The organism is Methylobacterium haplocladii, from assembly GCF_007992175.1.
Classification (GTDB): Bacteria; Pseudomonadota; Alphaproteobacteria; order Rhizobiales; family Beijerinckiaceae; genus Methylobacterium; species Methylobacterium haplocladii.
In genome coordinates this window covers 19,423-31,988 of sequence record NZ_BJZT01000033.1, presented here as the reverse complement: position 1 = coordinate 31,988, position 12,566 = coordinate 19,423, and the positions used below count along the sequence as shown (strand labels likewise).

Genomic DNA, 12,566 nt, shown 5'->3' with positions numbered 1-12,566 from the left:
CGGATGTGGATGACAAGGCGTGAGGTGAGGCCATGAGCAACGACGTCAAACTGCCCGATATCGGCGACTTCAAGAACGTCCCCGTGATCGAGGTGAGCGTCAGCCCCGGCGACCAGATTTCGGTCGACGACGTGCTGATCGTTCTGGAATCCGACAAGGCGACCATGGACATCCCGTCCCCGGTCGCCGGCACGGTGGCCGAGGTCAAGGTGAAGCCCGGCGATACGGTCACCCAGGGCGACCTGATCCTGGTGATGGCCGAGACCGCGGGAAGCGGGGCCACGAAACCTGCAGCCGCCGCCCCCCCGACGGCGGGCGGCGGTCACGGCGCAGGCGAGGGCCAGGCCGGCTACGGCTCGTCGGCCGCAGGCGCCACCAACGGCGGTGCTCCCGCGAAGCCGGCTCCGCAGGCGGCAGCCGCCGTGTCGGGCGAGGACAGCCGGGCCGAAGTGCTGGTGATCGGCGCCGGTCCGGGCGGCTACACCGCCGCCTTCCGCGCGGCCGATCTCGGCAAGAAGGTCGTGCTGGTCGAGCGCTGGCCGACGCTCGGCGGCGTCTGTCTCAACGTCGGCTGCATTCCGTCGAAGGCGCTGCTGCACGCGGCCAAGGTCATCGACGAGACACACGCCATGGCCTCGCACGGCATCAGCTTCACCGCGCCGCAGATCGACATCGACAAGCTGCGCGAGTGGAAGGACGGCGTGGTCAAGCGCCTGACCGGCGGCCTCGTCGGCCTCGCCAAGCAGCGCAAGGTCACGGTGGTGAACGGCACCGCCCGCTTCGTCAGTCCGCATCAGGTCGAGGTCGAGCATGAAGGCCAGAAGACGGTGATCGGCTTCGATCAGGCGATCATTGCGGCCGGCTCCGAGCCGATCCAGATGCCGTTCATCCCGCACGACGATCCGCGGGTCATCGACTCGACGGGAGCGCTCGAGCTCGACGGCATCCCCGGCCGCATGCTGGTGATCGGCGGCGGCATCATCGGGCTGGAGATGGCCACCGTCTATCACGCGCTCGGTGCCAAGGTGACGATCGTCGAGCTGATGGACCAGATCATCCCCGGCGCCGACAAGGACATGGTCACGCCGCTGATGAAGCGGATCCAGAAACAGTACGAGGCGATCCACCTCAAGGCCAAGGTGACGAACGTCGAGGCGACGCCCGAGGGTCTCAAGGTGACCTTCGAGGGCGGCACCGCGCCGCCCACCGACACCTTCGACAAGATCCTCGTTTCTGTCGGGCGTCGTCCCAACGGGAAACTGATCGCGGCGGAGGCGGCCGGCGTCGTCGTCGACGAGCGCGGCTTCGTGCCCGTCGACAAGCAGATGCGCACCAACGTGCCGCACATCTTCGCCATCGGCGACATCGTCGGGCAGCCGATGCTGGCCCACAAGGCGACGCACGAGGGCAAGGTCGCGGCCGAGACGGCGTCGGGCAAGAACAGCTTCTTCGATGCGAAGGTGATCCCGTCGGTGGCCTATACCGATCCGGAAGTCGCCTGGGTCGGGCTCACCGAGAACGAGGCCAAGGCCAAGGGCATCAAGGTCGGTAAGGGCGTCTTTCCCTGGGCCGCCTCCGGGCGCTCCCTGTCGCTCGGACGCGACGAGGGCCTGACCAAGGTGCTGTTCGACGTGGACACCGACCGCATCCTCGGCTGCGGCATCGTCGGCCCATCGGCGGGCGACCTGATCGCGGAGGCCGCGCTCGCCATCGAGATGGGGGCGGATGCCGAGGATATCGGCCTGACCATCCATCCGCACCCGACCCTGTCGGAGACGGTGGGGCTCGCGGCGGAGGCGTTCGAGGGGACGATCACCGACCTCTACATGCCGAAGAAGCCGCACCCGCGACCGGCCTGAGCCGGCAGGGGACAACGACAACGCGACGAAGACGGAGACCGGGACAACCCAACGTCCCGGTCTCCGCGGGACGGGATCGACACGGTAAAACAACACGAAAAATCAGGAGGTTGCCCGTGGACGAACAGCTCGAGAAGGCTGCGCTCGACTATCACCGCCTTCCCAAGCCCGGGAAGATCTCGGTGCTGCCGACCAAGGCCATGGCCACGCAGCGCGACCTCGCCCTCGCCTACTCCCCCGGCGTCGCCGCCGCCTGCCTCCTGATCAAGAACGACCCGCTGCAGGCCGCCGAGATGACCTCGCGGTCGAACCTCGTCGGCGTCATCACCAACGGCACTGCGGTGCTCGGCCTCGGCAATATCGGGGCGCTCGCCGGCAAGCCGGTGATGGAGGGCAAGGGCTGCCTCTTCCAGAAGTTCGCCGGCATCGACGTGTTCGACATCGAGATCGACGAGACCGATCCGGACAAGCTGATCGAGATCATCGCCAGCCTGGAGCCGACCTTCGGCGGCATCAACCTGGAGGACATCAAGGCGCCGGAATGCTTCGAGATCGAGGCACGCCTGCGCGAGCGGATGAAGATCCCGGTCTTCCACGACGACCAGCACGGCACCGCGATCATCGTCGCCGCGGCGATCCTCAACGGGCTCAAGGTCGCCGGCAAGCGCATCGAGGATGTCGAGCTCGTGTGCTCGGGCGCCGGCTCGGCGGCCATCGCCTGCCTCAACCTGCTGGTCTTCCTCGGCCTGCCGCGGGAGCACATCACGGTCAGCGACATCGAGGGCGTGGTCTATCGGGGCCGCACCAGCCTGATGGACCCGCAGAAGGCGCAATACGCCCGCGAGACCTCGGCCCGCACGCTCGGCGAGGTCATCGCCGGCGCCGACATCTTCCTCGGCGTCTCGGCCGCCAACGTGCTGACCCAGGACATGGTCCGCGGCATGGCCGATCGCCCGCTGATCCTGGCGCTGGCCAATCCCGACCCGGAGATCAGCCCCGATCTCGCCCGGGCCGTGCGTCCCGACGCGATCATCGCCACCGGCCGGTCGGATTACCCGAATCAGGTCAACAACGTCCTCTGCTTCCCCTTCATCTTCCGCGGGGCGCTCGACGTCGGCGCCACGGCGATCAACGAGGAGATGAAGCTCGCCGCCGTGCGCGCCATCGCCGAACTCGCCCAGGCCGAGCAGTCGGACGTGGTCACCGCCGCCTACGGCACGCAGGAGGTCAGCTTCGGCCCCGACTACCTGATCCCCCGGCCCTTCGACCCGCGGCTGATCACCAAGATCGCCCCCGCCGTGGCGCTGGCCGCCATGGCGAGCGGCGTCGCCACGCGGCCGATTGCCGACATCGACGCCTATCGGCGCTCGCTGGAGCGGGTGGTCTACACTTCGGGCACGGTGATGCAGCCGGTCTTCGCCGCCGCTGCCGAGGCGGCGCTGCGCCGGATCGCCTTCTCCGAGGGCGAGAACGACCGCGTGCTGCGCGCCGCGCAGGTGATCGTCGACGAGCGGCTCGCGCGCCCGGTGCTGATCGGGCGGCCGGACACCATCGCGCACAAGATGCGCGATCTCGGCCTGCGCATCGAGGTCGGCCGTGACGTCGAGGTCGTCGACGTCGGCGACGAGCGGTTCCAGGCCGAGGCGGCGGAAGGCTACTACACCCTGCGCAAGCGCGATGGCCTCTCCCGCGAGATGGCGCGGGCGGAAGCGCGCCGCAATCCGACGCTGGCCGGTACGATGCTTCTGCGCTTCGGCCGGGTCGACGGGCTGCTCTGCGGCGGGTTCGGCTCGTATCACAGCCACCTGCGCCACGTGCGCGAGGTGATCGGCCACGGACCGGGCGTCGATGCCCTCGCCGCCATGAGCCTGCTGCAGCTGCCGCAGCACACGCTGTTCATCTGCGACCCCTACATCCACCTCGATCCGACCGCGGCCGAGATCGCCGGGATGACGCTGCTCGCGGCCGACGAGATGCGCCGCTTCGGCCAGACGCCGCGGGTGGCCCTGGTGTCGCATTCGAGCTTCGGCACGGCCAAGAACGCCTCGGCCGCGAAGATGCGCCACGCCCTCGACCTGATCCTGCAGCGGGCACCGGACCTCGAAGTCGACGGCGAGATGCAGGCCGACGCCGCCCTGAGCCATTCCCTGCTCGACGGTGTCTTTCCCGAATCACGGCTCAAGGGCGAGGCGAACCTGCTCGTCATGCCGAATCTGGACGCAGCCAACATCACCCTCAACGCGCTCAAGGTGGTGGCCGGCCACGGGATCAGCGTCGGCCCGATGCTGCTCGGCTCGGCCCAGCCGGTTCACATCCTCAGCCACACCACGACGGTGCGCGGCATCGTGAACATGACGGCGCTGACCGCGACCACGGCCGCATCGCGGTTGAAGCCCGCCGCGGGCTAGAAGCTTCAGGACGCTCTCGGGGAGGGTCGGATCGTGCGGGACCGATTGCCTACTGATCGTGTCGCACGGTGCGGATGGTCGCTGTGGCACTGCGGTCGGCGCATCCCCCTTTTGCCGAACCTGCCCATTGCGCTAGTCATGGCGATGCCGCACGAGGCGGTGCGTTCGCACGTCCCATCGAGCCAATCGGTCGCCCGCGATGTCCCTTGAGCCGTCCATGGCCCACTCTGCCGCGCTCGAGCGCGACGCCCAGCGTGCCTACACCGATCACAAGGTGGCGCCCGCCGAGATCGCCATCGGCGTCGTCATCGGACGGGCATCCGAGTACTTCGACTTCTTCGTCTTCGGCATCGCCTCGGTTCTGGTGTTTCCGAAGGTGTTCTTCTCGTTCGAGCCCGACCAGCTCACCGCGACGCTCTATTCCTTCGCGATCTTCGCGCTGGCCTTCGTCGCGCGCCCGATCGGCACCGTGATCTTCATGGCGGTCGACCGTAAGCACGGACGCAGCGTCAAGCTCACCACCGCCCTGTTCCTGCTGGGCGGCTCGACGGCGGCGATCAGCTTCCTGCCGAGCTATGCCAGCATCGGCTATGCCTCGATCTGGCTGCTCGCAGGCCTTCGCATCGCGCAAGGGCTGGCGCTCGCCGGCGCCTGGGACGGCCTCGCCTCGCTGCTTGCGCTCAACGCGCCGCCGGAGCGCCGCGGCTGGTACGCGATGATCCCGCAGCTCGGTGCCCCGCTCGGCTTCATGGTCGCGAGCGCGCTGTTCGCGTTCTTCCTCGTCAACCTGTCGAGCGAGGACTTCCTCGACTGGGGCTGGCGCTTCCCGTTCTACTGCGCCTTCACCATCAACGTCGTCGCCCTGTTCGCCCGGCTGAGCCTCGTCGCCTCCGACGAGTTCAAGGCTCTGATGGACCAGCGGTCGCTCGAGCCGGTGCCGATCCTCGAACTGCTGCGCCGCCATGCTCTCGACGTCTGGATCGGCGCCTTCGTACCCCTGGCCGCCTTCGCGCTGTTCCACCTCGTCACGATCTTCCCGATCAGCTGGATCACGCTCTACACGGACCGCTCGGCCGGCGAGTTCCTGATCGTGCAGTTCTCGGGCGCCATCGTCGGCGCCGGCGCCATCTGTGCCTCGGGGCTGATCGCCGACCAGATCGGGCGCCGCAACACGCTGCTGCTCAGCGCCGGCCTGATCGCGCTGTTCGCAATCGGCAGCACGATCGCACCGCTGATCTTCGGCGAGAGCGCCATCGGCCAGACCATGTACGTCACCGTCGGCTTCATGATCCTCGGCCTCGCCTACGGCCAGACCGCGGGCGCTGTCACCGCCCGGCTCGGCTCGCGCTACCGCTATACCGGCGCGGCGCTGACCTCCGATCTCGCCTGGATGTTCGGCGCGGGCTTCGCGCCGCTGGTGGTGCTGTTCCTGGCGAGCCGTTACGGGCTCGCCATGGTCGGCCTCTACCTGCTGTCGGGTGCCGCCTCGACGCTGCTGGCGCTGTTCCTCGACCGCTCCGAGATGCGTCAGATGTGACCGGACGCGTCAACCGGACGGCGCGATCGCGCCGTCCTCGTCGCCGATAGGAAGCGCCGCTTCGGCAAGCGGCAGAGAATGGGTCTCAAGTCCCGTGGCCATCCCCGCCCCCAGTCCATCCCAGACACAGACCGGCCCCCGGCATCGCCGTGCTCCGGCGGCATCGGTGCGAACGCTGCTGCAGGGGCTCGTCCTGCCGCCGCTGTTCATGCTGCTGTCGGGCTGCAATCTCGTCGTGATGCATCCGTCCGGCGATGTGGCGCTGCAGCAGCGCAATCTCGTGCTGGCCTCCACCGGGTTGATGCTGCTGATCATCGTGCCGGTGATCGCGCTGACGTTGTGGTTCGCCTGGCGCTACCGGGCCGCGAACGAAACCGCGACCTACAAGCCGGACTGGTATCACTCGACGGCGCTCGAGGTGGTGATCTGGACCGCCCCGCTCATGATCATCATCGCGCTCGGCGCGCTGACCTGGATCAGCACGCACACGCTCGATCCGTTCCGGCCGCTCGGCCGTCTGGCGGCCGGCCGTCCGATCCCCGCCGACGCCAAGCCCCTCGTCGTCGAGGTGGTGGCGCTCGATTGGAAGTGGATGTTCGTCTACCCCGAATACGGCATCGCCACCGTCAACGAGCTCGCCGCCCCGGTCGACCGGCCGATCACCTTCAAAATCACCGCGAGCTCGGTAATGAACGCCTTCTACGTGCCGGCGCTGGCCGGCATGATCTACGCGATGCCGGGCATGGAGACGAAGCTCCACGCCGTCATCAACAAGGAGGGCGTCTATGACGGCCTCGCATCGCATTACAGCGGCAGCGGCTTCTCGCGGATGACCTTCAAGTTCCATGGGCTGAAGCCGGACGGCTTCGACGCCTGGGTCGCCAAGGCCAAGGAGCAGGGCACCGACCTCAGCCGCGAGGCCTATCTCGCCCTGGAGAAGCCGAGCGAGGGCGTGGCGCCGCGCTTCTACAGGAGCGTCGCCGACGGCCTCTACACCGCGATCCTCAACATGTGCGCGATGCCCGGCAAGATGTGCATGAGCGAGATGATGCACATCGACGCCAGCGGCGGCGCGGGCAAGGAGAGCCACGAGAACCGCGAGCGGCTCCAATACGACAACCGCCGCCTCGAACAGGGCGACGAGCCGAACGGCGCGACGGCCCCGGCCGCCGGCCGGGCGCCGCGCTCCGAGGGGTCTCCGAACGATCAGGGGTCTCCGGAGAACAAGAAGGCCCCGCCGACGAAATCCGACGACCTACAGATCCACCATCACTAGACCTGCGCAGGCCAGACCGCGCCCCCGTCACCGAATTTCCTGAGCAGCCGATCCCATGTTGTCAGACCCGGATCTCCAGAAGCTGATCTTCGGACGCTTCAGTCTCGAAGACATCCCGTTCCACGAGCCGATCCTGCAGGTCACCTTCGCGGGCGTGGCGGTCGTCGGCCTCGCGGTGCTGGGCGTCATCACCTATTACCGGTTCTGGGGTCCCATGTGGCGGGACTGGATCACGAGTGTCGATCACAAGAAGATCGGCATCATGTACATCATCCTCGCCATGGTCATGCTGCTGCGCGGCTTCGCCGACGCGCTCCTGATGCGCGCGCAGCAATCCATGGCCTTCGGCGAGAATCAGGGCTTCCTGCCGCCGCACCACTACGACCAGATCTTCTCCGCACACGGCGTGATCATGATCTTCTTCGTGGCGATGCCGTTCGTCACGGGGATGATGAACTACGTCGTGCCGCTGCAGATCGGCGCGCGCGACGTGGCCTTTCCGTTCCTGAACAACTTCTCGTTCTGGATGACGGTGTCCGGCGCGATCACGATCATGATCTCGCTGTTCGTCGGCGAGTTCTCGCGTGCCACCTGGCTCGCCTATCCGCCGCTCTCGGGCTCGGACATGAGTCCCGGGGTGGGCGTCGACTACTACATCTGGGGCCTGCAGGTCGCGGGCATCGGCACGACCTTGTCGGGCATCAACCTGATCGCGACCATCGTGAAGATGCGCGCACCCGGCATGACGATGATGAAGCTGCCGATCTTCGTGTGGACCTCGCTCTGCACGAACGTGCTGATCACCGCCGCCTTTCCGATCCTCACCGCCGTTCTCGCGCTGCTGACCCTCGACCGCTACGTCGGCACGCACTTCTTCACGAACGACCTCGGCGGCAACCCGATGATGTACTTCAACCTCATCTGGATCTGGGGTCATCCGGAGGTCTACATCCTCATCCTGCCGGCCTTCGGCATCTTCTCGGAGGTGACCTCGACCTTTTCGGGCAAGCGGCTCTTCGGCTACGTGTCGATGGTCTACGCCACGGTCGTCATCACGATCCTGTCCTACCTCGTCTGGCTGCACCACTTCTTCACGATGGGCTCCGGCGCCTCCGTGAACTCGTTCTTCGGCATCACGACGATGATCATCTCGATCCCGACGGGCGCCAAGATCTTCAACTGGCTGTTCACGATGTTCCGCGGCCGGATCCGGTTCGAGGTGCCGATGCTGTGGACCATCTCGTTCATGGTCACCTTCACCATCGGCGGCATGACCGGCGTGCTACTCGCCGTGCCCCCCGCCGACTTCGTGCTGCACAACTCGCTGTTCCTGATCGCACATTTCCACAACGTGATCATCGGCGGCGTGCTGTTCGGGATGTTCGCCGGCGTGAACTACTGGTTCCCCAAGGCCTTCGGGTTCAAGCTCGATCCGTTCTGGGGCAAGGTCTCGTTCTGGTTCTGGACGATCGGCTTCTACGTCGCCTTCATGCCGCTCTACGTGCTCGGCTTGATGGGCGTGACCCGCCGCGCACAGCACTTCGACGATCCTTCGCTGCAGATCTGGTTCGTGCTCGCGGCCTTCGGCGCCGTGCTGATCGCCGTCGGTATCGGCGCGATGATCATGCAGTTCACGGTCTCGATCCGGAACCGCGAGGCCCTGCGCGACACGACCGGCGATCCGTGGGGCGGGCGTACGCTCGAATGGTCGACCTCCTCGCCGCCGCCCGACTACAACTTCGCCTTCACGCCGCGCATTCACGATCTCGACGCGTGGTCCGACATGAAGCAGCGCGGCTACGAGCGTCCGCGTGAGGGCTTCCGGGCGATCCATATGCCCCGGAACACCGGAACCGGTGCCGTCATCGCGGGCCTCAGCGTCGCGTTCTCGTTCGGCATGATCTGGTACATCTGGTGGCTGGCGGCGCTGACCTTCGTCGCCATGATCGCCGCCGCGATCTTCCACACCTTCAACTACAACCGCGATTTCGACATCCCGGCCGACACCGTCGTGCGGACCGAGAGTGAGCGGAATTCGATGCTCGCGGCGCAGGCCTGACAGCGATGATGCACGGCGACACCGCCCCTCCCGGCACCGAGGCACCGGTCTTCCACGAGAGCGAGGAGCACCCCCACGAAGCCAGCACCCTGCTCGGCTTCTGGATCTACCTGATGAGCGATTGTCTCATCTTCACGGTCCTGTTCGCCACCTACGCCGTGCTCGGCCGCAACTACGCGGCCGGCCCCTCCCCCAACGACTTGTTCGACCTCAAGCTCGTCGCGGTGAACACCGCGATGCTGCTGTTCTCCTCCATCACCTACGGCTTCGCGATGCTGGAGATGGAAAACGGGCAGCTGAAGGCGATGCAGCTCTGGCTGATCGTCACCGGCCTGTTCGGCGCGGCCTTCATCGGCATCGAACTCTACGAGTTCTCGCACCTGATCCACGAGGGCGCGACGCCCCAGCGCAGCGCCTTCCTGTCGTCGTTCTTCGCCCTCGTCGGCACGCACGGCCTGCACGTCACCTTCGGCATCGTCTGGCTGATCGTGCTCCTGATTCAGACCGCACAGCGCGGCCTGATCCCCGAGAACAAGCGCCGGCTACTCTGCCTGTCGATGTTCTGGCACTTCCTCGACGTCGTCTGGATCGGCGTGTTCACCTTCGTCTACCTGATGGGAGTCCTGCGATGAGCGCCGCCGGCCAAGCCGAGCATCAGGACCACGCGCACGGCCATGCGGACCATCACGGCGGCGGGGCGCACGGCAGCTTCAAGGGCTACGTCACCGGTTTCGTGCTGTCGGTCATCCTGACGGCGATCCCGTTCGCGCTCGTCATGGGCGATGTGCTGGGGAACGTCGTCTGGACCACGATCATCGTCCTGGCGCTCGCCGTGGTGCAGATCGTCGTCCACATGGTCTACTTCCTCCACATGAACACCAAGTCGGAGGGCGGCTGGAGCATCCTGGCGCTGATCTTCACGGTGACGCTGGTGGTGATCACCCTGACCGGTTCGATCTGGGTCATGCATCATCTCAACACCAACATGATGCCGATGTCTCCGCACGACCTGCTGCATCATCAGCCCTGAGGCAGGCGGCGCCATGAGCGGGCCGGGAACAGCCGCCGGTCCGCTGCCCCGCCGCTCGCTCGGCCTGCTCTTCGCGCTCAACGCGATCGGGCTGCTCGTCGTCGCGAGCCTCCTCGGGCTCGGAATCTGGCAGGTCCAGCGCCGGACCTGGAAGCTCGACCTGATCGCCCGCGTGGAGGCGCGGATCCATGCCGAGCCCGGCCCGGCTCCCGGACCGCCGGATTGGCCTGCCATCACGGCAGAGGCCGACGCCTACCGACATCTGCGCCTGACCGGTGTGTTTGCCTACGACCGCACCACCCTGGTCCAGGCCGTGACCGCCTATGGCGGCGGCTTCTGGGTACTGACGCCCTTGCACTCAGAAGCCGGCTTCACCGTGCTGGTGAACCGCGGCTTCGTCCCGTCGGACCGGCGCGCTCCGGCCGGCTGGGCGCAGCCGCCGGGCCCGGTCACGCTGACCGGCCTGCTCCGCGTGACCGAGCCCGGCGGCGCCTTCCTGCGCACGAACGATCCCGCTGGCGACCGCTGGTATTCTCGCGACGTGGCAGCCATCGCCCGAGCCCGAGGCCTGTTCGACGTCGCCCCATACTTCGTCGACGCGGATGCCGGCTCCGACGCGGGCCGGTTGCCCGTCGGCGGGCTGACGGTCGTCAGCTTCCGCAACGACCACCTCGTCTACGCGCTCACCTGGTTCGTGCTGGCGGCGATGGCGGCCGGAGCGCTGGTCTATCTCGACCGCGAGGCGCTCCGGGATCGTCGCAAGGGCGCGTGACCTGTTCCGACGGAGGCTTCGGCAACCACATCCGCCCTGTCGCACGGAGGCCGATGTCTTCGCATTTCCTAGAAGGGAACGAAGCAATCTCCGTATTTCTGCTTAGCGCACATTATTCTTAATGCATTTTTATTGCTCTCGTTCGGGGTTTCGCGTATTTCCACGCCATACGGGCCGCCGAATCGGTCAAGCTTCCGTCAAGACTCGCTTCTAAAGTGGTGTTCGTGACGAAGTGGAAGAGCGGCGCGCCGGAATCGTCTCGAAGACGACAGGCGACAGACCGCAGCGGAGCCTGAGAAGGCTCTGCAAAAGTCCCGCTCGCCGCAGGCATCAGCATCCGCCGGGGGAGACCCGAGGCCGGATGGGCGACGGGGGTGGACGTGGCGCACGGTTTTTCCGCGAAGGGGTTCGGTCCGGCCGCCGGCTGGGGACGCGTCGCCCGCGGGGCGTTTCTGTTTCTCGGGCTCACCATGTCCTCGACGGCGGTGCTGGCCTATGCCGACCTCCTGCCCGAGAGCTTCGAGCTCGGCGTCTTCGACCTCGATTCCTCCCATGACGACGGCCTGCCGCACGTGGCTCGGCAGCTCGCCCTCGGCGAGCCCTTGCGCATCGTGGCGTTCGGATCGTCCTCGACGCAGGGCATCGGTGCCAGCACGCCGGCGGCCGCCTACCCCGCCCGCCTCGAAGCCGCGCTGAAGCGCGCCCTGCCCCGGCTCGCCGGTGGCGTCACCGTGCTCAATCGCGGCATCGGTGGAGAGGCCATCGACGAGATGCTGGCCCGGCTCGACCGCGACGTGATCGGCGAGCACCCGGACCTCGTCATCTGGCAGACAGGCAGCAACGACGCACTTCGCGGCATCGCGCTCGACCATTTTCGCGACGAGACGCTCACGGCCGTGCGCCGCATCCGGGAAGCCGGCATCGACGTGGTGCTGATGGAGCCGCAATGGTGCCCGCGCTTCGACGCGACCCCGGGCGCCTACCGCTTTCGCGATGCGGTGCGCGAGATCGGCGAGACGCTCGACGTGCCGGTGATCCGCCGTTCGACCCTGATGCGCGACTGGATCGGCCAAGCCAAGCTCACCCATTCCGAGCTGTTTTCCGCCGACGGCCTCCACATGGCCGACCGCGGCTACGACCTGCTGGCCCAGGCCGCCGCCGCCGACGTGCTGCGCGAAGCCGGCGCTACGACCGCCGTTGCCGAGGCGATTCCCACCGCCGAGTGACGTCCGGCCGCCGATCGCTGGGCAGGATACGAAAAAGGGCCCCGCGAGGGACCCTGTATCGTCATCCGCTGCGGTGAAAGCGGAATGGTGGGCGCGACAGGGATCGAACCTGTGACCCCTTCCATGTCAAGGAAGTGCTCTCCCGCTGAGCTACGCACCCGACCTGGGTCGAAGACCCCGGCGAGGCCGCGGCTATAACCTCTGCCGAACGGCCGTGCAAGCGATGGATCGCCGGGATTTTCGCGGAATCGCGATGCCGCGCAGTCCGGTTGCCCGGCGGCGCTGCACCGCTCGCCGAAATCGTCTATCTCCCGCCGTTCGCGTCTCTCGGCGCAATCGCACGGTGGGACATGCGGATCCTCCTCACGGACCACGGCACCCTCGGCCACGGCAGGACCG

General features: G+C 67.1%; 9 protein-coding genes and 1 tRNA gene. 9 read left to right on the top strand and 1 reads right to left on the bottom strand.

Translation table 11 applies throughout. From position 1 onward, the window contains the following. Positions 1-32 precede the first annotated feature (32 nt). The 9 genes from lpdA to MHA02_RS15305 all read left to right on the top strand — a co-directional run bounded on the left by lpdA (position 33) and on the right by MHA02_RS15305 (position 12,167). Positions 33-1,859 carry a dihydrolipoyl dehydrogenase gene (gene lpdA, locus MHA02_RS15345; protein ID WP_147080167.1) on the top strand — a complete coding sequence of 609 codons (1,827 nt, stop codon included), beginning with the start codon at positions 33-35 and terminating at the stop codon, positions 1,857-1,859. Positions 1,860-1,975: 116 nt separating this feature from the next. Beyond that, positions 1,976-4,267, top strand: coding sequence for an NADP-dependent malic enzyme (locus MHA02_RS15340; RefSeq protein ID WP_147080165.1), 2,292 nt, complete (start codon positions 1,976-1,978; stop codon positions 4,265-4,267). A gap of 217 nt (positions 4,268-4,484) precedes the next feature. Further along, complete coding sequence (locus MHA02_RS15335; RefSeq protein WP_373318330.1) at positions 4,485-5,804, top strand: MFS transporter; 1,320 nt, start codon at positions 4,485-4,487, stop codon at positions 5,802-5,804. Between the two features lie 208 nt (positions 5,805-6,012). After that, the gene (gene cyoA, locus MHA02_RS15330) at positions 6,013-7,080 is read left to right on the top strand and encodes a ubiquinol oxidase subunit II (protein ID WP_147080196.1); all 1,068 of its coding nucleotides are present in this window, start codon (positions 6,013-6,015) and stop codon (positions 7,078-7,080) included. A 55-nt stretch (positions 7,081-7,135) separates the two neighbouring features. Then, a complete protein-coding gene (gene cyoB / locus MHA02_RS15325; RefSeq protein WP_147080162.1) occupies positions 7,136-9,139 on the top strand; it encodes a cytochrome o ubiquinol oxidase subunit I in 2,004 nt (667 codons plus the stop codon). 5 nt (positions 9,140-9,144) lie between these two features. Continuing rightward, positions 9,145-9,771, top strand: a complete 627-nt coding sequence (gene cyoC / locus MHA02_RS15320) for a cytochrome o ubiquinol oxidase subunit III (protein ID WP_210245076.1) — start codon at positions 9,145-9,147, stop codon at positions 9,769-9,771. Further along, positions 9,768-10,169 carry a cytochrome o ubiquinol oxidase subunit IV gene (gene cyoD / locus MHA02_RS15315; RefSeq protein WP_147080160.1) on the top strand — a complete coding sequence of 134 codons (402 nt, stop codon included), beginning with the start codon at positions 9,768-9,770 and terminating at the stop codon, positions 10,167-10,169. The genes cyoC and cyoD overlap by 4 nt, the downstream gene beginning before the upstream one ends. A 13-nt stretch (positions 10,170-10,182) precedes the next feature. After that, entirely contained in the window at positions 10,183-10,941 is a 759-nt protein-coding gene (locus MHA02_RS15310) for an SURF1 family protein (RefSeq protein WP_147080158.1), read from the top strand. A gap of 470 nt (positions 10,942-11,411) precedes the next feature. Continuing rightward, positions 11,412-12,167: an SGNH/GDSL hydrolase family protein gene (locus MHA02_RS15305; RefSeq protein ID WP_147080192.1), complete on the top strand. Its 756-nt coding sequence runs from the start codon at positions 11,412-11,414 to the stop codon at positions 12,165-12,167. Between the two features lie 85 nt (positions 12,168-12,252). Here MHA02_RS15305 and MHA02_RS15300 read toward each other — a convergent pair. Further along, positions 12,253-12,327: transfer RNA gene (locus MHA02_RS15300), tRNA-Val, on the bottom strand. Positions 12,328-12,566: the final 239 nt, after the last annotated feature.

What these genes read in the sequence shown, in the direction of transcription:
- lpdA (WP_147080167.1), top strand. Translation starts at nt 33, where the DNA reads ATGAGCAACGACGTCAAACTGCCCGATATCGGCGACTTCAAGAACGTC.
- MHA02_RS15335 (WP_373318330.1), top strand. Translation starts at nt 4,485, where the DNA reads ATGGCCCACTCTGCCGCGCTCGAGCGCGACGCCCAGCGTGCCTACACC.
- cyoA (WP_147080196.1), top strand. Translation starts at nt 6,013, where the DNA reads ATGCTGCTGTCGGGCTGCAATCTCGTCGTGATGCATCCGTCCGGCGAT.
- cyoB (WP_147080162.1), top strand. Translation starts at nt 7,136, where the DNA reads ATGTTGTCAGACCCGGATCTCCAGAAGCTGATCTTCGGACGCTTCAGT.
- cyoC (WP_210245076.1), top strand. Translation starts at nt 9,145, where the DNA reads ATGATGCACGGCGACACCGCCCCTCCCGGCACCGAGGCACCGGTCTTC.
- cyoD (WP_147080160.1), top strand. Translation starts at nt 9,768, where the DNA reads ATGAGCGCCGCCGGCCAAGCCGAGCATCAGGACCACGCGCACGGCCAT.
- MHA02_RS15310 (WP_147080158.1), top strand. Translation starts at nt 10,183, where the DNA reads ATGAGCGGGCCGGGAACAGCCGCCGGTCCGCTGCCCCGCCGCTCGCTC.
- MHA02_RS15305 (WP_147080192.1), top strand. Translation starts at nt 11,412, where the DNA reads ATGTCCTCGACGGCGGTGCTGGCCTATGCCGACCTCCTGCCCGAGAGC.